The sequence below is a fragment of the Flavobacterium sp. genome, assembly GCF_031422135.1.
In the GTDB taxonomy this organism is placed as follows: domain Bacteria; phylum Bacteroidota; class Bacteroidia; order Flavobacteriales; family Flavobacteriaceae; genus Flavobacterium.
The window spans coordinates 1-21256 of the sequence record NZ_JANOQD010000126.1 but is presented as its reverse complement, the minus strand read 5'-3'; the positions used below and the strand labels follow the sequence as shown (position 1 = coordinate 21256).

Annotated in this window: 26 protein-coding genes; 18 read left to right on the top strand and 8 right to left on the bottom strand. The window is 28.4% G+C overall.

Annotated elements, in window-relative coordinates:
- Positions 1 to 3 precede the first annotated feature (3 nt).
- The 5 genes from tssO to RMO70_RS16595 are packed head-to-tail and all read right to left on the bottom strand — an operon-like array spanning position 4 to position 4098.
- Positions 4 to 510 carry a type VI secretion system TssO gene (tssO, locus tag RMO70_RS16615; protein WP_310557566.1) on the bottom strand — a complete coding sequence of 169 codons (507 nt, stop codon included), beginning with the start codon at positions 508 to 510 and terminating at the stop codon, positions 4 to 6.
- 10 nt (positions 511 to 520) lie between these two features.
- Positions 521 to 1711, bottom strand: a complete 1191-nt coding sequence (locus RMO70_RS16610) for a hypothetical protein (protein WP_310557565.1) — start codon at positions 1709 to 1711, stop codon at positions 521 to 523.
- 10 nt (positions 1712 to 1721) lie between these two features.
- Positions 1722 to 2585 (bottom strand): TssN family type VI secretion system protein, encoded by an 864-nt coding sequence (locus RMO70_RS16605; RefSeq protein ID WP_310557564.1) that lies wholly within the window; start codon positions 2583 to 2585, stop codon positions 1722 to 1724.
- Positions 2585 to 3511 (bottom strand): hypothetical protein, encoded by a 927-nt coding sequence (locus RMO70_RS16600; RefSeq protein WP_310557563.1) that lies wholly within the window; start codon positions 3509 to 3511, stop codon positions 2585 to 2587. The genes RMO70_RS16605 and RMO70_RS16600 overlap by 1 nt, the downstream gene beginning before the upstream one ends.
- Before the next feature lie 5 nt (positions 3512 to 3516).
- Complete coding sequence (locus RMO70_RS16595; RefSeq protein WP_310557562.1) at positions 3517 to 4098, bottom strand: C40 family peptidase; 582 nt, start codon at positions 4096 to 4098, stop codon at positions 3517 to 3519.
- A gap of 506 nt (positions 4099 to 4604) precedes the next feature.
- Here RMO70_RS16595 and RMO70_RS16590 point away from each other — a divergent pair.
- From RMO70_RS16590 to RMO70_RS16515, 16 genes are all read left to right on the top strand, one after another.
- Positions 4605 to 5429: a PKD domain-containing protein gene (locus RMO70_RS16590; RefSeq protein WP_310557561.1), complete on the top strand. Its 825-nt coding sequence runs from the start codon at positions 4605 to 4607 to the stop codon at positions 5427 to 5429.
- A 22-nt stretch (positions 5430 to 5451) separates the two neighbouring features.
- Entirely contained in the window at positions 5452 to 5916 is a 465-nt protein-coding gene (locus RMO70_RS16585; protein ID WP_310557560.1) for a hypothetical protein, read from the top strand.
- Between the two features lie 12 nt (positions 5917 to 5928).
- Positions 5929 to 7296, top strand: coding sequence for a DUF5458 family protein (locus tag RMO70_RS16580; protein ID WP_310557559.1), 1368 nt, complete (start codon positions 5929 to 5931; stop codon positions 7294 to 7296).
- 168 nt (positions 7297 to 7464) lie between these two features.
- The gene (tssD, locus tag RMO70_RS16575) at positions 7465 to 7851 is read left to right on the top strand and encodes a type VI secretion system tube protein TssD (RefSeq protein ID WP_310557558.1); all 387 of its coding nucleotides are present in this window, start codon (positions 7465 to 7467) and stop codon (positions 7849 to 7851) included.
- Positions 7852 to 7948: 97 nt separating this feature from the next.
- Complete coding sequence (tssD, locus tag RMO70_RS16570) at positions 7949 to 8344, top strand: type VI secretion system tube protein TssD (RefSeq protein WP_310557557.1); 396 nt, start codon at positions 7949 to 7951, stop codon at positions 8342 to 8344.
- 72 nt (positions 8345 to 8416) lie between these two features.
- The gene (locus RMO70_RS16565) at positions 8417 to 9193 is read left to right on the top strand and encodes a hypothetical protein (protein ID WP_310557556.1); all 777 of its coding nucleotides are present in this window, start codon (positions 8417 to 8419) and stop codon (positions 9191 to 9193) included.
- A gap of 4 nt (positions 9194 to 9197) precedes the next feature.
- Complete coding sequence (locus tag RMO70_RS16560; protein WP_310557555.1) at positions 9198 to 9575, top strand: hypothetical protein; 378 nt, start codon at positions 9198 to 9200, stop codon at positions 9573 to 9575.
- 24 nt (positions 9576 to 9599) lie between these two features.
- The gene (locus RMO70_RS16555; RefSeq protein ID WP_310557554.1) at positions 9600 to 10097 is read left to right on the top strand and encodes a hypothetical protein; all 498 of its coding nucleotides are present in this window, start codon (positions 9600 to 9602) and stop codon (positions 10095 to 10097) included.
- Positions 10098 to 10218: 121 nt separating this feature from the next.
- Positions 10219 to 10509 (top strand): hypothetical protein, encoded by a 291-nt coding sequence (locus RMO70_RS16550; RefSeq protein ID WP_310557553.1) that lies wholly within the window; start codon positions 10219 to 10221, stop codon positions 10507 to 10509.
- Complete coding sequence (locus RMO70_RS16545; protein WP_310557552.1) at positions 10506 to 10976, top strand: hypothetical protein; 471 nt, start codon at positions 10506 to 10508, stop codon at positions 10974 to 10976. Before RMO70_RS16550 ends, RMO70_RS16545 begins: the two co-directional genes overlap by 4 nt.
- Before the next feature lie 30 nt (positions 10977 to 11006).
- Positions 11007 to 11384 (top strand): hypothetical protein, encoded by a 378-nt coding sequence (locus RMO70_RS16540; RefSeq protein ID WP_310557551.1) that lies wholly within the window; start codon positions 11007 to 11009, stop codon positions 11382 to 11384.
- A 72-nt stretch (positions 11385 to 11456) separates the two neighbouring features.
- Entirely contained in the window at positions 11457 to 11609 is a 153-nt protein-coding gene (locus RMO70_RS16535) for a hypothetical protein (RefSeq protein ID WP_310557550.1), read from the top strand.
- Entirely contained in the window at positions 11606 to 11818 is a 213-nt protein-coding gene (locus tag RMO70_RS16530; protein WP_310557549.1) for a hypothetical protein, read from the top strand. The genes RMO70_RS16535 and RMO70_RS16530 overlap by 4 nt, the downstream gene beginning before the upstream one ends.
- A gap of 26 nt (positions 11819 to 11844) precedes the next feature.
- On the top strand, positions 11845 to 12111 hold the full coding sequence (locus RMO70_RS16525; protein WP_310557548.1) for a hypothetical protein: 267 nt from the start codon (positions 11845 to 11847) through the stop codon (positions 12109 to 12111).
- 74 nt (positions 12112 to 12185) lie between these two features.
- Positions 12186 to 13118 carry a polymorphic toxin type 23 domain-containing protein gene (locus RMO70_RS16520; protein WP_310557547.1) on the top strand — a complete coding sequence of 311 codons (933 nt, stop codon included), beginning with the start codon at positions 12186 to 12188 and terminating at the stop codon, positions 13116 to 13118.
- Positions 13118 to 13687 (top strand): hypothetical protein, encoded by a 570-nt coding sequence (locus RMO70_RS16515; RefSeq protein ID WP_310557546.1) that lies wholly within the window; start codon positions 13118 to 13120, stop codon positions 13685 to 13687. The genes RMO70_RS16520 and RMO70_RS16515 overlap by 1 nt, the downstream gene beginning before the upstream one ends.
- An 859-nt stretch (positions 13688 to 14546) precedes the next feature.
- On the opposite strand, the gene RMO70_RS16510 is transcribed toward RMO70_RS16515, so the two are convergent.
- The gene (locus tag RMO70_RS16510; RefSeq protein WP_310557545.1) at positions 14547 to 15275 is read right to left on the bottom strand and encodes a bacteriorhodopsin-like; all 729 of its coding nucleotides are present in this window, start codon (positions 15273 to 15275) and stop codon (positions 14547 to 14549) included.
- A 132-nt stretch (positions 15276 to 15407) separates the two neighbouring features.
- Here RMO70_RS16510 and RMO70_RS16505 point away from each other — a divergent pair, with 132 nt between their 5' ends.
- Positions 15408 to 16295 carry a Brp/Blh family beta-carotene 15,15'-dioxygenase gene (locus RMO70_RS16505; RefSeq protein WP_310557544.1) on the top strand — a complete coding sequence of 296 codons (888 nt, stop codon included), beginning with the start codon at positions 15408 to 15410 and terminating at the stop codon, positions 16293 to 16295.
- Positions 16296 to 16446: 151 nt separating this feature from the next.
- Here RMO70_RS16505 and RMO70_RS16500 read toward each other — a convergent pair whose 3' ends face one another.
- Complete coding sequence (locus RMO70_RS16500; protein WP_310557543.1) at positions 16447 to 17511, bottom strand: T9SS type A sorting domain-containing protein; 1065 nt, start codon at positions 17509 to 17511, stop codon at positions 16447 to 16449.
- A 215-nt stretch (positions 17512 to 17726) separates the two neighbouring features.
- Here RMO70_RS16500 and RMO70_RS16495 point away from each other — a divergent pair, with 215 nt between their 5' ends.
- A complete protein-coding gene (locus RMO70_RS16495) occupies positions 17727 to 19838 on the top strand; it encodes a response regulator (RefSeq protein ID WP_310557542.1) in 2112 nt (703 codons plus the stop codon).
- Between the two features lie 251 nt (positions 19839 to 20089).
- Here the strand turns inward: RMO70_RS16495 and RMO70_RS16490 are convergent.
- A partial coding sequence (locus tag RMO70_RS16490) for an Hsp70 family protein (RefSeq protein ID WP_310557541.1) occupies positions 20090 to 21256 on the bottom strand: 1167 nt, incomplete at its 5' end.

Genomic DNA, 21256 nt, shown 5'->3' with positions numbered 1-21256 from the left:
TTCTTAGTTTTTATTGATTTGTTCACAAATTTGCAATTTCATACTTAAATCATTGCTCTTGTTTTCTAATGTTTTATTTTCTTCCGTTAGTTTATCAATTGTACCTTGACTATCGTTTGTTTGAGTTGATACCTTTTTTGATTGAACTAACTTGTTTGTATACAAAATTACGTTTCCATACAATTTTGAATCCACTTCAAGTGAATCTGCCTTTTTTTGTAAATCAACTAATTCGGAACTGATTGTTTGTTCTAAATAAGGAAATTGTTCAGGAGTTTTATCCAATGAATCTATTAGTTTACAAATGTGCTGGTACTTTTCTGAAAACTCTTTTTGATAGTTAAAGTTTTTAACTATTTTTTCATTTTCAGATTTTAAAACTTCGTTTTCTTTAAGAGGAAGTCTGAAGTCAAAAAATAAGGCAAAAATTAAAACACCTGTAGTTACTACAAACATTAGTAAAAACATTATAAATGCGGAGTTACGTTCTTTTTTATTTAAAATATCCATAATAATTTATTTAGTCTGCTAAGAAAGAGGGTGATGAATTAGGGGTTTTGTCATTTTTAGTATCTGTTCCAAATATACTTGAACTTATTTTGTCGTTTTTAAGAACATTTTCGTTTACAAATATACCAGTATCCCGTTTTTTACCAATATAATCTAGTTGATTTAATATTGAAAACAAGTTGTCCATTTTTGAGATAAAGTAAGTCACTAAACTTATAGTTTCTTCAATATCAAAAGCTTTATATTTAATATTGATGGTATCTGAAAATAATCTTTCAAAATCACCACTTTTAGTATCTGTCCATTCAGAAAAATAGTTGAACAACATTTCTTTACCATCACCAGAAAAAGTGTCGAAACAATTCTTTAATACTCGTGCTAAGCTGACATTATTTTCTAAAACCGTCATTGGTTTTATACTGAAATTAGTCCATTTGTTATGAGTAATATGCTGCTCAACGTGTCTTAAAATTTTATCGCAAGCTTCATGAACCATATCAGCAATAACGTTTTTATCATCATTATTGTTTCGGAACTTAATTTTTTGAACAATTTGTACGGAATTAAATTCAAGTTGTTTGAAAAACATATCATATGTTTCAAATAGACTTACCAAGCTCGGGTGGCTATTGACCGTCAAAGATGGTGGGATATAGTTGGTTAATATTTCACATGTTTCCGAAGTTGATGCAAATTTTGCAATTGGAAATTGTAATGAACCAATATTATTTTGATTTACTTCACTCTCAACAACAGTAGTTAAAAAATATTTAGAAACAGCATAAGGAAAACGAGGTGGAATTTCTTCCATATTTTGTTCTCCCGAAGGAATACGCTGATATGGATCAACATTTAGCATTAAGAAATAATTATTTTCAGTCAAACTCATCTTTTTTAAATCAATTTTTTCTGAAAAAGAACCTGTAAAATCAGTTATTTCAATTCTTCCACCACCAGGAGTTACCGCTTTAAGCATTTTAATATCAACACTTAATTCATTGTGTGTATCGATTGAAATTGCAAATTGAAACGGGCTAGTTAAGTTGGAACTTAATAAACCATAGTTAAGATTGTTTACTTCTAGATTTCTTGCATCACGAATCAAATCTTCAACATTATCTTGCAATTCAATAAAATGATTTTTATTGATTTTCATTCCTTCAATCCAGTTTACTGGAAAGTGTTTGATGTTTTCTGCCATAATTTTATAATTATATTCTTTGACAAATTATTGTTTCGCCGTCTTTAACATTATTAGCATCGATAGCTACTTCTGGATCAATATATTGTGATGAACCAAACCATTTTGGTTTTGTATAAAAATACCATCCGTAGGGTTGATCTTTATCATCGACATATTTGATTTTATCTACTGGATTTTTTTCGTTGTAATCATTTATGAAATAATAAAAAAGACGACCGTAATCAATTGCTTTAGGTGCTTTTACTTTAAAATTTATTATTTGATTATCATCCTCCTTTTTTTGAAAAACTAAATTCAGAATTATAATATTTCTCATTTCTGAAGCTTGTGGCAATGGATATTTAGTATTTAATGGGTAAAACCATCTTTTGTGCAACTTTACTGGGATTGAAATTGCAGCTTCAAATAATGAATATGTTAATGTAGGAATTGTAAAAAACAAAAGAGTTCCTATTAAATAATATAAATAGGGTAATTCATTAAAATATCCTGCAATTATCGCCACAAATGCAGCCAGATAGAATGCTGACACAAATGCTATAAAAATTTCAGTATAATTTTTTTTAGAATCAAATTTTTTGAAATTGGTATGAAACAAGTACAAATGAATTGTTCCTGCAAACCCAAAATAAAATTGCAGCGATACAAAGCGTTGCATTACTGAAGTGTCCTTAAGGTTGTATAAAATACCTCCAAAAAGCAAAAAAATCAGCGCTTGAACAATTATATAAATAATGTAACTTTTTTTATCCTCTTTTAATTTTGGAGTTTTTGAGCTAATTAAAATAGTGATAACCATAGCAATTGCTATAATTAAAAACACATAAATCATTGCTTCTCCCCCGTTTATTTTACTTAAATATCTACGCATTATAATCTTGTTGAAATTCCTAATCTACATTTGTAATTTTTTTGACCAAGTTCAAATTGCTCATCTTCTGAATTTAAATTAATCTTAAATGAATATTGAACGTGAAATGGTAAAAATAGGTTAAAAAAAGTTGTTAAAAATATTTCCATCGTTTGATTTAAAAAATAATTTTGAAGTTTTTCAGAATTTTTTAATGGTCCTATGCTAAAATTGTACTTTTTCAAAAATATTTCTTGGTTACTTTCAAGTGTTGTATTGATACCCATAATTAAATCCGTAGATTTTTCAATTACATCATAACCCTTTTCCAATTTTATATTACTAATATGATAACTGACTTTTTCGTTAAGCATATCTTCTAAAATTTTGCAAATTGAGTCAATACTCTGATCTGAGCTTTTGTTTTGCTTTAATAAAGCATAAAATATTTTTACAACAAGTGGATCTGGAATTGTATTTTCTACAACAAGAATCATTTTAATGATATCCGCAATGCCATTTGAACTAATTTTTGAAAAAAAATCAGATTCATATTTTTCAATAATGTGCCTGAATCTAAAAAGCTCATTTTCAATTGGATTAAAAAAATGCCTTGCTTCTTTTTCTTCTTTTTTTCTAATCTTGAACTCTTGGGAAGCATCGTTTATTAACTCCCTGCTTCTTGAATTATGAGATATTCTTTCTGGTAAAACGTCATAAAAACCATCACGACTAATATCAATATTTATAATCTCCTTATTTAAAGCATCAAGTGAGACATTCATTCTGTCTTTACTGAATTTTCTATAAAAAAGACCCCTTGATTTGATTACTATATCGCTATCCTCCGTATTATTTTCTAATATAGCATCAAAAAGCAACTCAACCCTTAAATCAAAAGAGGTTAAATTTCTATGATTGTTTAAAACCGAAGCATTTTTTATCATAAATTTTATTTCTTCAATCTACCAAATGCTTTGTAGTATTTTTTCCAGTAGGGCTTTTTCAAACTCGAAATCGAGCACCCATCTGTTGAACTTGCTGCAAAAAATTTATCATTAGCTAGGTAAACCCCAACATGAGAAAATAATTTTTCATCATTATTTCTAAAGAAAACTAAATCGCCTTCTCTTAATTCATCCACAGGATCGTGCAATTTAATTTTTTTATAAAAAGCCATATCCGCAGCAGTTCTTGGCAAATTTGCATTGTATACATGCTTGTACAAACGTTGCATTAAGGCAGAACAATCTATCCCGTTTTTATCCTCACCTCCATATAAATAGGTGGTTTCTTCCCAACTTTTTATAAAAATATATAATTTTTTATTGGTTATTTCTTCAACTTTTACGTCAAGTTTGTCCGCAAAATATTTTTTATCCTCGTCTGTTAATTTTTTATCATAAGTATACGATTTTGGGGCAACTCCCAAAATACTTTCAACCTCTCCGTTGGTTAACGGGTCAATTTTTTTTGATTTACATTCTACAAAAAGAAATGCTATTAATAGAACAAGTCCTAATTTTTTAATCATAATATTTTTTTTTAACTAATCGTAAATTACATAAAAAAATAAGTAATTTACAAACATTTTAGTGATTCCAAATGTATAATTTTTTTATTATAAAATAAAAAGTTTTTTTTTAAAATATTTCAATACTATTCGTATTCAAAATTTTGAAAGGCAATTAAACATAGATTATTGCAACTGATTGCAAAATTAGTGTTTTTTATTAAAAAGACAATTATGACTTAACCTATTATAATAAAACAAATTTGACTAAAAATAAATTTGCCTTTCTTAAAAAATGTTTGTAAAATATTTAATGTTAAATAAAAAAAAAGGTAAATAATAATAATTTTAAGAAAAAAAAAGTAAAACCAAGAAGAATTTTTATAATTTTGAAAAAAAATATTTTTAAACCTAATTTTTTAATGAATAAGACTTCACAAATAAAAACACATTTTGACATAAAGGTTATTACATTTTTTATTTTAATTTTTATATTTTCATGTCTACTTTTAATAGTAAAAAAGCAAATGCAATCAAATTGCAATGTAGAAACATTCAATGTAGAAACATCCTCATATAAAGAGGGTCGAATAATAGTATTCTCAGATACTACAAAAAAGTCGTATGACTGGAAATGGGATTTTGGAGATGGTAGCAAAATAGCATACTTATCTAAAGTAAGTCATGCTTTTGAAAAAGCAGGTAATTATAATGTGAAATTAATAATTAATGACAATTGTACTATTGAGAAATTAATCACTATAATTCCTGGGAAAAAAGAGCTCGATGCAACTTTATACCCAAAATTCAATGCTCCAAGAAATATTGTTCAAGGTCAAGAGGTAACATTTCAAGACCTAACACCAAATGCGAAGACATGGGAATGGCGTTTTGGAGATACAAAAGGCTTTTCTGTTGATGCAACTAGTAAGAATCCTAGCTATGTATACAAAACTGATGGAAACAAAAGCGTAACACTTGTTGTCAATGGAGATTACAATCATGTTAAAAAGATAGATGTTTTTGTAACTAAAGCAAAACAAGTAAATCAAGTTAAACCCGATGTTGTTGTAGGTCCAATTAAAAAAAGAGGTCCAAAAATTAAAGGAATGGACGAAGAACAACTTGTAAGAGGATTAGTTGGTATTTCGCAAGACTTGATTACATTTCAATCTTTTTCAAATTATTTTTGTAAAGATGCAATGCCACAAGTAAATGTTAACGATAAAAAAACAATATCACTTAAAGAACTGGATGAGGAAATTCGAGGTGAAAAGATTAAGATAAGGAAAGTATCTATTCAAAAGGATAATGAACAATGCATAACTTTCATAAATTTAAATTATAAATAACACAATTAAATAAACTAACATTATGGCAGAAAGATTTACAGGGAATTTCGGAATAGGGGGTAACGAAGTACGAGTTGAAGGACAGGAAGGTATCACTGAAATTCCAGGAAACAAAACACTTATTGCACAGAAACTAACCACAAAAACTCCAACAAGACCAGAAATTGTTACGGGATTAAAAAATATGGATGAGGTTTTTGCGCATTTTGACCCTAAAATTAATGTTGCATTTGAAGATGACAAAGGTCAAACCGTAAAAGAAGAATTAGCTTTTAAAAATATTGGCGATTTTTCGTTAAACGGTATGACTGAACAAAGCCCATTTTTAGGTGATTTAAAAACGAAAAGCGAACAATACAAAAAAATGATCAAACAACTTAAGACTAATAAAATTTTAAAATTAGCCTTGCAAGATGCAGAAGCAAAAAAATCAATGATCGAAGCATTAGATTCTTTAATTAATGAAATTGATCAATCAAATAAATAAGACAAATAAATTATGGCAAATCAAGAAAGTTCAAAATCAGAAGTAGCTAATAGTAAGGAAGTTAAAATAGCTGATTCACGTTCGCTCGAGCAATCATTAGAAGGTTTTATAGAATTTGGAGGATTCGATTTACTTGAAGGCTCTATTGATGGTATTCAAAATCTAAGTCCCGAAAGAAAGGCTAGAAAAAATATATTTTTAACCGAAAGCAGTAAAAAAGCAGAAAGAGAAAATTTAAAAAAAGTACTGCAACTTTGGAAAGATACATTACAAGAGTCAGACAATCTGGTCGATTTAGTAAACGAATGTTCAAAAAAATCTGATGAATCAGAAATTATATTAAAAAAGAACCTTTCACAAGCTGTTGCTGATGCAAAAGAGCTTGAAGAAAGTTACAGAACTCTTTCATTATTTTATAAAAATACCGAAGAAAGTAAGTTAAAAAACATATCCATAATGAATGCTGAACTAGATCAATTAAAAGATTTAGACAATTCAAGATTTATTGATAATATTGAAGCTGAATTAGTAAATGGTTTTGATAGACTGGATTTAAGACAAAATTATTCCATTTTAGTTATTCCAGGTTATTTAGGTTCCAATAAAGTAATTGAAAAATGGGCTAAAATTGCGTATGAAAACAAAGTAATGCTGATTACCGATTTTCAACATTTAGACGAACCGGATGATGTTATGGAAATGTTTGAAGCTTCAAATCTAACTGGAGGCGATACCTACAGATCAAATGTTATGATGGCGTGTAACTGGCTAGTAGGTAGAGGAAAACACGATGAAATCGACGAAGAAGACAATTTATATTTACCACCTTCAGCAGCATTAGCGGGTAAAGTGTACAACACGCTTATGTCGCAAATTACGGCAGGTAAAAAATTTGGTGGAATAAACGAAGTGGACGGTGTTAAGTTTGACTTAAAGAAAAGTGAAATTGCTAATTTAGAAAGCTTAGGTTTAATACCTATGGTTAATGAATATGGTAAAGTAATGGCTTTCTCCGGAAAAACACTTTTTAGTGGCGATAATTTAGGTTTACAAACGTATTCTGTAGTTCGTGTTTTTGATTATGTAACTAAAGTACTTATGGACTTCTTAAACAGAAGAGCCTTTGAAAATTTTAATGCCATAACAAAGAAAGAAATTTTAGGTCAAATTGTTAAATTCTTAGACAGCGTTTCAGGCCCTGGTAAACTAATTGAAGATTTTGAAATTAAAAGATTTGAACAAGATTTAAATCAAAAAGATAGAATATTTGTTGATATTAGATTAAAACCTTATTTTCCAGCAAAAAATTTCCTTATTAAAATGGATGGACAAAAAGGTGATGATGGAAATGATTGGGATACGGAATATTCTAACGTTTAAACGCATTAAAATTCGGTCAAATACACTATGGCTAGCTATCTATTAATCAATAAATTAATGTTAAAATAATGTTGCTTTTTTAAAATTAATATATATATTTGCAACCAAAATACGTAAGGTTTTTAACCTTAAACCGAAAATGAATTATTAACTTTAAATATAATAACTATGTCATTTAAATCGAAATTAAAGGTTGGGGGTAAAGAAGTTAACATCTTAAATGTTTCTTATGATTTGTTTCAAGAAGTAGATGCAACTGGGCGTCCATCGTCAATAACACGTGGAGGTAAAATTACAATAACTGTTGAGTCTACTGGTGATTCATTCTTTGCAGAATGGGCTGTAGATAACTTCAACAGACAAGATGGTTCAGTAGTGTTTGTTAAACGTGATACAGATGCCACATTAAAAGAATTAAAATTCACTGAAGCTTACATGGTGAAGTACAATGAAACTTTTGATAGCACTGGAACTACTCCTTTATTAGAAACTTTTACAATTTCTGCAAAAGAACTTACTTGTGTTAATATGGCTTTCGCAAACGAATGGGTATAAATCATTTGTAAAATTTCAATAAAACTTTATAACAAAAGGACTACTAAATACAGTCCTTTTGTTTTTAGTTTTTTTATTAACTTAAATCATATTATTTATGTCTTTTTTAGCAAAATTCGAAATTGATGGCGAAGCAATGAATGTATTGGAATTTCATTGCACAATTGGTCAAGAAACAGATAAGACAGGTAAACCGTCAGCAGATCCACATGGTGGAAGCGTTCGATTACTTCTTGAATCGACAAAAAGTACTATGCTTTTTGATTGGATGGTAAGCAGTTCTCAAACTAAAAATGGTAAAGTTACCTTTTATAAAAGAGATGCTTTATCAAAAATGAGAGAGCTTGAATTTAATGAAGGCTATTGTGTACGATATGATGAATATTTTACTTCGGATAGTAATAACCCAATGAAAATTGAAATTGTAATTTCTGCCAAAGAAATTATAATGAATGGTTCAAAATTGACTAGAAATTGGCCATTGAAATTTTAATATATGGGAAGTTTAGATCCCGCTTTTTTTAATTCTTTATCAAAACATTTTAATTCTTCACATTCTCTTGAAATGTCTCCGCTAGCGGAGAAGTTTCCTAATATGTCACCTTACGGTTTTTGTAATAACAATCATCTTTATTTTGTTATGCTTACAGAAACAGTACCGTATGATGACATTATAATAAATACCAAAAAAAAGTCAACATCCTTTGTAAGGACTAATGATAAATTTGATAGAGTCTTTAAGGATGGCAAATTTGTTGGAAAAACAACAAAAGGCTTTGCTGAAACTTTATTTAAAGAAAAAGGAAAGTTACATACAGAAACTTCTCATCCCGAAGGTGTTGGTATGGGAGCTGTAGATGGTGCGATAATCTTTTTACTCACAGCAGGTACTTCTAGAGTATTTAGTCTATTAAGCTCAGTATTTAAAAGCGCTACGGTCAAAGTTGTAACAAATGTTACAGCCAACATAGCAGTTAATGCAACTACCCAATATATAGCAAATGGTAGAAATATTGGGGATATTAATATGTTTGAAGCAGGATTATCAGGAGTTCCTAGAATTGGACGTGGACTAATGGGTGAGTTAGCTCCTGTAGTGATAGGAGAAACATTTAGTTACTCAGCAAATAACATTAAAAGAGGAGACGGAATTCAAAAACCTAATACATTCGAAAAATGGAGCACGCAAGTAGGAGGTGGTATCTTAAGTTTTGGTTTTGGAAAAGTAACTGATAATCATCTTGCTGGTGAGGGTGTTGGTGGATTGGTAGTTGGTGGATTTTTTAAAGGTTTTGTAGAAACAGGTTCTAATGCAGCACCGAATTTAATTAACGAAGAATAAAATTATGAAGAATTTAAGAACAATAATTGTTATAATTTTTATTGTTTGCTTAGTTTTATTCATTCAATTAAGATCATATTACTTTGAAAGAGAATTATCTAAAAAAGGTGAGCTTACAGTTGGCAGAATTGATAGTATTGTAGTAATGCCTAAACTTACAAATATATATATGTCTTATTATTTTGAAAAAGTAAAATTTATAACGCCTGAAAGAAAAACTAATAAATACATAAACAAAAATTATGTTGGAAAATTTTATGAACTTAAATACTTAAAAAGATATCCTTCTATTGTAAGAACAAACTTTTCAAAACAAGTTACAGATACAACAGCCATATTAAAAGCAGGCTTTTCAATAGAGGATATGGAAAAAATAAAGTAACTGGAGGTTTTTAATTTATATATTATGAAATACACATATATTATCATTGTCTTATTATTGTTGTGTTCCTGTAGTAGTTATATGTATAATAACAAAGAACTTGAAGGAATATTAGGCATAGATAACGTAAATACTTCTAAAGAATTTAGTTATGAAAACTTTGCTGGAATTCAAGGAGAGGGTTATTTAGTAAATAAATATATTTTAAGCGAAGAGACAATTACTTCATTTAAAATATCGATAAACAAAAATGAATTTCCATTAAAAGATAGTTACAAGGAGAAATGGGAATTAATAAAATGGAATAAAGGAATGATTTTGAATGCTAATATACTCGATTTGTTTACTGTATTTAACAAAATGGGAAGTTCTCAAATAAATGACTTGAAAAATGACCTAAATAAAGAAAATAATTTTTATTCTGTTTTTTATAAAGATTCTTTAGAAGATCCATATGCAATAGAAATATATATAATTAATCCTGAAACTCGTGTATTATGGGTTGTTAATGTAGTAACTTAAATAATAAACCCGATTGTGCAGATATATTGTTAGTAAGAAAGCTCAGGGTTGTTAACAACTGATGTGTGAACTGCAAATCTTAATTTTGCTAATTTAAATTTTAATAAATCGGCTTGAAGGTATGGTTGGCATCAAAAAAACACCATTAGCATTCGGAGGTAAAGGAGACCAAAGTTATAGTTCTTTGGGTGCAATGAGTGGAAATGATGGACTAACAAAAAACGGGAGATTTAATTCTAAATTTAGTTCTGATTTAGATTTTGCACCGAATTTAATGAAAAGTCACGAAGGTTTAAATATTCAGCCAAGTGCTTCACACATACAAGATTTCTGGGGTATTCAATTTGGTGTTGGAGCTAAAGTTTTTTTTGGTGTTGAATTGAATCTTAAATTAGGATTATTGAAGGAATGATAACAATTGAATTCCCTACTAACGGTACAAGTCAAATAGTTGTCTATAAGGGGAGTATATTGTTTTTAACTGTAGCAAGAAAGTTTTATTTTGGTTCTAAAATTAAGGGAGAATTTTTTCAGGAAGAAAAAAAAATTGCAATAGTTTCAATTTTTTTTTCTAGAATTAAAATAATTTTTCAAGAGTTTGATTGTTGCATAAAAGTGTATAAAAATAGATTGTTTTCTACAAACTTTAAGATAGATAATGATGAAATAAAAATTGTAGAAAATCCATTGTACTTTTTACATTCTAAATTTTATTCCAAAATCTATTGGAATAATCAACTAGTTGGAACTGTAGAAATGCAAAAAATTTTAGATTTTAAAGGAGTTACTTTAAAACTTAAATTTAACACCACGGATGATAAAATACAGTATTATTCAATAATTTCATATTTGACAACTTGTTTAAACATAAATATTTAAAGTTATCAAATATGAAAATAAAACACATAATTGCAATATTTATTATTTGTATTCAACCTAATTGTTCAAAAAAAAAACTTCACTACTCAAGTTGATGATTTAATTTATAAAAACGGCGAGCAGAAAATAGTTTTAGAAATCTTGAATAATCAAAAATATCTTAAAGAAAATGTTGTAGAGAAGATTAAAGTAAAATGCGAAAACATTAAAACTGAAAAACTTTCTTTTTCTGGTAAATGGATTAGCTTTTATAAAACTAATGAAGATAAAAAAAATGAATTGTTTTTAAATATTAATCTTAATGATGATGAAGCCAAAGTGTCAAGAAATTATGAATTAATAATATCATATCACGATGATAATATTAATTTTTCTAACAAATTTATTATCCCTATAAAAAAGCAATAAATACATTTTATATGTTATTCAACAATAAAGTTCTAAACAAAAAAATGTTAGTTTTTAACTCAATTCTTATATATGATGCTTTCACCTTACTTTCAATTTGATGGATTTCGATTTGAATCTTTTGGTGATGCTTGGCTTCAAAACTTAATACATAATTATATTTCCAAAGAATCAACATATGAATATGATTATCATAATGTAAATGTAAGTTTTGGAAAGAAATGAAAAAAATAACATTTATAAGTGTACTTGTAATTATAACAGCATCTTGTTCCAAGGGTATATGGTTAAATGAAAATGTGTATAGGGCTAAAAAACCTGACTTTTCAATATTGAAAGAACCATTTGCAAAAAATGATTTAATAGATACTGAATCTATTTATATTTCCTCATCAAAAAAAATTATGATGGTAAAAAAAATTTTAACACTATAGGTTTTTATAATGATGGTAGGCTTTTTATGAATACTTATACTTCTGATGCTATTTCATCTCAAATAAATACTTCAAATTCTTGGGAAACTTCAGCTGTTGTAGGATATTATAGAACTGAAAACACTAAAATTAAACTTCAGTATTTTATTTCTAACGGTGGTGGAATATATGAAATGAAAAATGGATTTTTAAACAAAGATTTTATTATTATAGAAGAAAGAATTAATTTATTATTAAAAAGTGAAGTCAGATATGATACGCTGTTTAAATCTAAATACAAATTGAAATCTTAATTTCTTGAAAAAAAATCTTATCTTGTACGATTATTAAATTTATTATAAATTGAAAATTTAAATTTTAATCTATTATGGAAGAGCTTGAAACTAAATTTTTTGTGGGATTGAGTTGGCACTTTGGAGGGAATAACTCCTATATGAGTGGAACAGCTGGTGTTGGTGTTAGTAGAAGGATTCAGTTTATTGAGCCTGGAGTCAATCTTGCTGTAAACTTCTATAATGGAGGAATCGGTTCAAAATCAAACAGCAATATGATGCACTATGACACTGTCTTAACTGCAAAATTAACTGCTGGTGCTGGAAATGGAAATCCAATGACAATTTATCCACTTCACATTGATAGTGGTACTGGACTTGAAGATAAATTTAAATATTCAGCTACAATAGGAACTAATTTAATTTTAAACAATAGCGGAAGAAATCAAAACGTTGGATTTATTCAATTAAGAGCTTCCGATTTTAGTTTTCAAACCTACAATGACTTTGGAGGATTCAAAAAAATAGGTATAAGCGACGGTTACGATAGATGGTGGACTGGTGGTGGTAATATTACAATAGGTGCAAAAAATAGTGAATATCAATTGATTGTTGCAAGTGATGTTTTTACTGCCGATACTGATACCGAAAATGAAATCGATAGAGCAAATGCTCACAGAAATTTAGAAGAATTCAATAGCAATAATACAGGAAGCAAATTTGATAGGTTCAAAAACAAAATATCAAATTATACACCCGCAACCGCATCTGAAGTTGATCAAACATTCTTAGACGCAAGTCGAAATGGAGTTGACTTGAAACCAGAACTACATTCTTTTGATTTAAATCAAGGTCGAACTTCATTTAGAGCAAGAACTCCTCAAGGCAATTTTGGAATAAATAGTTTAGGCCAAGGCAATATGTATTCTCAAAATATGATACATCGTCTTATTAATTTTCATCTCATTCCATCAGAACGACCAAATTTTTGGGAATTTCAATACAGTCCCGTAAAAAAAGAATTCTAATGAAAATTTGTCCTTCATACTCTCTAGTATTTCTGTTTTTTTTTAATTCTTGCGGACAAAAATTTTATGCAAAAAAGGATTTTACTTTTTTTGACAAAAACTTTATACTAGATTCAAGTTCATCCTTAAGAACGGATGGTGTTTATGTTCTAGAAAATATTTGGACCAGCCGAAATGGTGATACAACTGAAACTCCAAAAAATAGTAAATTTTATATTTTTTATAAAAAAGGTCAATCAAATTTAATCCTTTTAGACACGCCTTTTTCAGAAGATAATTTAGCCTCTAAAATTAACGATACTGTTACTACTTTAAAAAAAACAAGTACATTATTCCAAGGATATTATAAAATCAAAGACGGAAAAATTATCATTCAAAATGTAAATACTTCATTGAGACAATTTAATTATTCTTATGGGTTTATTGAAAATAATAAACTAATAATTGTAAAAAAAACAATTGAAGGTAATGGAAAATTTGAAGATAAATATTTTACTGATTATTACAAAGAAACCTACGTTTTTAAAAAAATAGACACTGTAAATCCTGACATAGAACCAAATTGGTAGCCGATTATTTACAAAATTAAGATTTTACATTGATACTGTTTTAACCTGTTGGGTGTAATTATTCATAATTTAATGCTAATTATATTTCTCAAAAGGCAAACTACGATTATTACATTAGAATACTATAACATCATATTTATTGTTTTCATAAGTAATTCAATACTTTTATTTTATGAAAAATAAAAAATATTAAACTATTCTCCTCACCTACTCTTTATTACTACATTACAATATGTATTTTCACAATCAAGAAATGATTCAACGACTTAGATGACACTTTAAAGAAGTTACAATCGCCGAAAAAAAACTTTCTGAAAGGATAAAAAAAGAAACTCTTACAAAAGGTATTTTAGGAAATAGGTTAAGAGAATCAAATTCAGGATTTGAACATTATGAAATTTATTACGATAAAAATAAAATTATAAATTTATCGATAGCAATTCAATATTATAGTTTCGATTTGAATAATGGCAAAAGAATTGGATTGAATTTGTTTATAAATCATCAAACTCTTTAAAAAAAAAAGTAAACTAAAAGATCAAGGCATAAATTTGACCTTAAAAACAAATGATTTATTTAACTTTAAATAATTACTAATAAAAATAGCTCTGAGATTTATTTTCCAGTTTTCGATATTAAGAATTACAGGAATAATGGTTATCAATACTGTATTGTTCATTTTGACTGGAAAGATATTAAAAATCTTATTTCATCCTTCTATAATAAAAAGTTGCTACCAAAATGAAAAATTACCAAGCCTTTTAACTGCATTATTAAACCAAAAAAAAAAACAGTTTCAAAAATATTTTTGAAACTGTTTTCTTTTTTATGCTAAATAAAGTATATGATTTAGTATTACTTACTCTTTTTGAGATTGTAACGCTAAATTATAAATCACTAAGCCAAAACCAATCTTATTTATTGCATCTGCAATATTATAAACAACATCGATATTAAGGTTTAAACCGTGTAATCCACTATACCATCCATCAGTTCCTAACATGTAACCTAGAGGGTAAATCGACCAACCTACAAGTACAAACCAACATAAAATTTTGTGTGCAGCTAAGACATTTCCGCCTGCAGCATTGGCTAGTTTTGATGCTGATCCCATCCAGATTTCGTAAACAATCACGAAATATGCAATACCTGAAACTAATCCCCAAAGCCAAGCATTATCTCTATCGACTGCTTCTCCTATATAACCTGTAACAAGCATAATGATAGACAACACAATCATTTTGGTTAACAAACCTTGCTTAGCACCTGCTACTTTAAGAATCAAAAAGAACTCCACACACATTAATGGCACAGTCAAAATCCAATCCACATAACGGAAAAACGTAGGAGATTCCTGAAAAGCAGCCCAATAATCTCTCATGTAGAAATAATGTACCGCTGCAATGAAGGTTATTAAACCTGAAACTAATACTGATGTCCTCCATTTTTTATCAAATTGACTCAGCGATAAAAAGAAAAAAGCAGATGCCGCAAGCATCGCCATACAACCAACAAAAAATGTAAATCCAACATAATCCGTTGGTAACATTTTAGTAACTAAACTAGGGAATAACATGTAATTTGTCATAAAAATTTAATTTTTAATTAAGGTTAAAATAATTTTGTTTAACGAAGATAATAAATAATTGAACAAAATAAATATGTTTTTTAAATTATTTTTAATAAATTTGATAGATAAATACAATATTAACAATTGTTTATGGGCAAAAATCATAATTTCATAATCCTGCTGAGTTTCTTTTGTCTTTGGATCAATTCGTTTTTTTCAGATAAATTCCAGATTATAATAGGATTTATATTCATTTTATCCTTTGGAATTCTTCACGGAGCTAATGATTTGAAATTGATACTAACATTAAACATAAAAAATAAGTCCATTTCATTTTATAAAATAATAACTTATTATATAGCTGTAGTTTTAGTTGGAGTAGTCTGTTTTTATACAGTTCCTTTATTTGCCTTAATATTATTTATATCTGTTAGTGGGTATCATTTTGGAGAACAACAATGGCAAAACTTAGAAAATCGAATAAACAAAAGATTTATTTATAGCTTTCAATTTACTTATGGAATTACCATACTACTTATTTTATTCCATTTTCACCAACAAGAAGTTCAAAATATAATATTCGAAATTACATCCGTTGCAATTTCGAATAGTTATATTCCGTTACTTTTGAAAATATTTGGTTTGGCATTAATCAGTATGCTTTTATACCTATACTTGAAAGTAGTCGAAATAAGAAATCAACTAATACTAGAAGTTTTTTATTTATTAATTTTCACAATTATATTTATTTCATCAAGCTTAATTTGGGGGTTTGCAATATATTTTGTCTTATGGCATAGCATTCCGTCAATGATAGATCAAATTCACTTTTTATACTCGGATTTTAATTTTTCAAATTTTAAAAAATATATAAAATCAGCGTTTATATATTGGATTGCTTCTTTATTTGGAATTGCCCTACTCTACTTTATTTTTAAAGAGGAAAAAATGTTTAATGCCTTATTTTTTTCTTTTTTAGCAGCGATTACTTTTCCACACGCTTTGGTAATTTTGAAAATGTTTGGAAGGAAATTTTGAATGTTGTAAACAAAAAAACCGAGCGATTTCTCACTCGGTTTTCAAAATTATCTAATTACTTGTCAATGCTTTTTAGTTACTAATTTGTTATGTTTTTGTGATTTTGAAGATGTTTAAAACGAAAAATTGAAAATCATATAAAAATTCAAATCTAATTCTTAATTATTTTCTTAGTCCCAAGTTTCCCATCGTTCGTTTTTATTTGCAGGATGTACATTCCGTTTGATAAATCTGAAATATCGATATTATCTTTAAGAGAATACTTAACTTTTCTTCCTTCTAATGAAAGAATTTCAATATTTTCGATACTTTCTTCGCTTTTTACATTCACAATTCCGTTTGCTGGATTTGGATAAATACTAAAATTAGAAAAGGAATTGAAATCATTTCTACTTAAAGCAGATGCTTCATTATATAAACTCAAAACTTCAGTTGCAGTTAAAGTTGTTTTATATAACCTAATATCATCAATGATTCCTGAATATCTATTTGTTGAAATCAAATTATTTAAATGATTATTTGATATACTAATTGATCTTAATGTTGACATTAAATTCCATTGGTGCAAACCTGAACCAGTCATTGAATAATATTGGTCTCCATTTGATATTTCTAATACATTATTAACGTATATTTTATAAAAATAGCGCATACGTAAAACTCCAGCGCTAGGATAATCGCTAGACTTTTGCATCGTTATTACTACATGTTGCCAACTATTATTTGCTATAGTTGATGTAGAAATTGAATTCGTATAATCAGAATTCCCACTATAAGGTATTCCTCCAACACCCCCAACAGTAAAATACCAGCTAAAATTAGCTGCTAAACCTATTTTCCCATTTTGCAAATAAATATACCAACCTGGTTTAGTGTTATCCTCTACAGATGAAGTTCTACTACTTTGATCTATAATAGTTTGTTTATTTGCATTCACTACCGAAGTCTTTATCCAAAAACTAACCGATAAATCATTAGAGAAAAGCGCACTTCTTTTAAAATAATCTCCAGCTAAATTCATTGCACTAGTGCTTCCTCCAAATCTATCAGTTATAAATGTTGAAGCGCTTCCTGTTTGAGTTAAATTTTCGGCAGTACCATAAGTATCTAAAATATTACTGCTAAAATTATATTCGCTATCTAAATTTGTTGTTGGTATCTGCGCCCACGTTTTTGAGCATAATACTAATACTAAAAATAATAATTTTGTTTTCATAATTTTTGTTTTATTGTTATGGTACAAAATTGATATATTCTGTAATTCTATATAAATCAAAAAAAAATCATTTAGCTCAAAAAACGACAATTTGATTCAAAAAACGACAATTTGTTGCAAAAGCATTATTTTACTGTCAAATAATGTATTTTTGATTATAATTCAAAAAAAAACTGCTTGCCATTTGTTTGAAATGTGAAATAAATCGATTAATAATGAAAAATTGGTATGACTCTTTAGTTTCCATTGGAATCAACAACAGCAATCAATCTAATTCGGAAATAAAAAGAATTAAACTATTCAACACGTTTTGTTATTGTTGGTATGTTACGGCTATTATTTTAATACTAAATTATGTAACTAAAACACCCATTCTTTATTTAAATGTTGTTGTTCATTTTTTGCAATTGATAGTTATTGTCTTGTCGCAGTATTTGCACAGAATAGGAAAATACGAAATGGGCAGATTTATGTTTGCTTTTATGCTTATTGTAAATAGTTTTGTTTTTGGAAACTTTATCAAAAAAGGGCAATTGTTAGAGTTTTATTTAATTTTGGCGCCAGCCGTTAGTTTAGTGCTTACAGATAATAAGAAAATAAACTATACTATCTTTTCTGCCGCTATTTTGTGTTTTTCTATTCCGAACTATTTTTTTAAACACTATCCAACGATTAATTTTTATAGCCCAGCTTTAGTTTGCTTGTTCTTTTTGTTTTATATTCTAACTAACTATTTTAAAAAACAGAATAATAAAATTGAAAATCTTTTAGAATTAGAACGGGATAAAGTTATTGGAGATAAAGCTATATTGGAAGAACAAAAAAATAAGCTCGATAAGTTAAATGAATTTAAATCCCATTTTTTTGTCAATTTTTCACACGAAATTAGAACACCACTAACCCTAATTCAAGGAAATGCTTCTAGAATAAATTTGAAAGGTTCTGTAGAAGAAAATCAAGAAAAAATTAATATTATTAATAGTCAGATTTCCCAAATACAAAGTATCATAAATAACATTATCGATTTAAGCAAAATAGATTCCAATGAGTTTACTATAGATGGTAAAAAAGTTGTTTTTCGTCCTTTTATAGAAAAACATTATTTCGAATTCAAAGAAGTATTTCAAAAGAAAAAAATTGAATTTAATTTAAAAATAGAAATTCCTGAAATTACTGTTTTTATGGACGAAGATTTAATGTCGAAATCTATCAATAATTTGTTATCCAATGCTTTAAAATTTACACCAAACAATGGAATGGTAGAGATCGCAGTTTCTTTAGAAAATGATTTGATAATTAGGATAAATGACACAGGGATTGGAATTCCAGAATACGATTTAGATAAAGTATTTGATCGCTTTTTTCAATCCAAAAACGATATTACCAAGAGTCAGGGAAGCGGCATAGGTTTATCTTTTACTCAAAGTATTGTAGAAGCACATCAATTTAAAATTTCGTTGTCCAGCATTCCTAATATCGCAACCACCTTTACGATTACCATTCCTAAAAAAGCTATAGAATATAGCCTTGTTAAAACAGAGAGTTATTCAAAAGTTGTTAAAAATAGTATTCCTAAAATAGCAACTATTCCTAAATCGAAAACTGCGAATAGATCAATCTTGATTGTAGATGATAATGAACAAATGCGAGATTATTTGAAACAAGTTTTAGAAGATTACCAACTTACCGAGGCCGAAAACGGTCAAGAAGCTTTAGAAATTTTACAACAACAATCGTTCGATATTATTTTAACGGATTATATGATGCCGGTTTTAGACGGAGAAGGTCTTGTTATAGAAATTAAAAAGAGAGAATTAAAAACGCCAATAATTGTATTAACTGCAAGAAGCGATCAGGAAGGAAAACTTAATATGCTTCGTTTGGGAATTGATGGTTATTTGAATAAACCTTTTATAGAAGAAGAGTTGCTTTTAATGATACAAAAATCGTTGCAATCCTTAGACACTTTGATTACTTTTGAAACCACTTTAGAAACTGATGAAAAAGAAAGTTTGAATGCTTTTGCAGGAAAATTTAATATCGAATTGAATACACTTATCAATACCCGTTTAGATTCATCAACTTTTGGGGTTGAAGATATTGCACTACATTTAAATATTTCGAAAAGCACACTAAACCGAAAAATTAAAGCTATTTTAGGACAAACCACGCAAGAACTCATTATGGAAGCTCGTTTTCAAAAGGCAAAAACACTACTATTTGAGAATCCACACGCTACCAAAAAAGAAATTGCTGAGAGTGTTGGAATTACAAATGCAACTTATTTTTTTACTAAACTAAACGAACGATTTAGGAGCTCGATTTAAAACTATCTCTAATGACTGGAATTTTGAGTTTAAAATTATTCCTATATCTTTTATGTTGAATTGAGTTATTCTTGTGTAAAGATAAAACGGAATCATATTGAAGATCTAAAAAACATATTGAAGATCTAAAAAACATATTGTAGTAAAAAATGTAACTTAATTTTAAAATTTTTCGAACAAAAAAACCGAGCAATTTCTCACTCGGTTTAGTCTATTATCTAAAAGTCTATTATCTTTTATCTAAAAAAGAATTATTTCACTTCTTCAAATTCTACATCTTGAACATCATCTCCTTGTGCTTCACCTTGTGGTTGAGCAGCTTGTTGACCTTGTTCTCCTTGAGCGTACATTGCTTCTGTAGCTGTTTTCCAAGCTGCATTTACATTGTCTAAACCTTTTTGAATAGCTTCTAAGTCTTGTGATTGGTGAGCCATTCTCAATTCTGTCAATGCATACTCGATAGCGGTTTTGTGCTCGTCAGTAATTTTATCAGCTAGTTCTTTCAATTGTGTTTCCGTTTGGAAAATTAAACTGTCAGCTTCATTGATTTTTTCAACTCTTTCTCTAGCGATTTTGTCAGCTCCAGCGTTAGCTTCAGCATCTTTTTTCATTCTTTCGATTTCTTCAGATGTTAATCCAGACGAAGCTTCGATACGAATATCGTGAGATTTTCCAGTTCCTTTATCAGTTGCAGAAACTTTGATGATACCATTAGCATCAATATCAAAAGTTACTTCAATTTGTGGAACACCTCTTGGTGCTGGTGGAATACCGTCTAAGTTGAAACGACCAATTGTTTTATTATCAACAGCCATAGCTCTTGCACCTTGAAGAACGTGAAGTTCAACAGTTGGTTGAGAATCTGCAGCAGTTGAGAAAATTTGTGATTTTTTAGTTGGAATAGTTGTGTTAGACTCAATCAAAATTGTCATAACGCCACCCATAGTTTCAATTCCTAAAGATAAAGGTGTAACGTCTAGTAACAATACATCTTTAACGTCCCCAGATAAAACTCCACCTTGAATCGCAGCACCAATAGCTACAACTTCATCAGGATTTACACCTTTTGATGCTTTTTTACCAAAGAATTTTTCAACTTCGTCAGCAATTCTTGGCATACGAGTTGAACCTCCAACAAGAATAACCTCGTCAATATCAGATGTAGATAAACCGGCATCTTTCAACGCTTTAGCAACTGGTTCCATAGAACGTTTTACTAAAGTGTCAGACAATTGTTCGAATTTAGCTCTTGATAATTTTTTAACTAAGTGTTTTGGTCCAGAAGCAGTAGCTGTAACGTAAGGCAAGTTGATTTCTGTTTCAGCAGAACTTGACAATTCGATTTTTGCTTTTTCAGCCGCTTCTTTAATTCTTTGCAAAGACATTGGGTCTAAACGCAAATCAATCCCTTCTTCAGC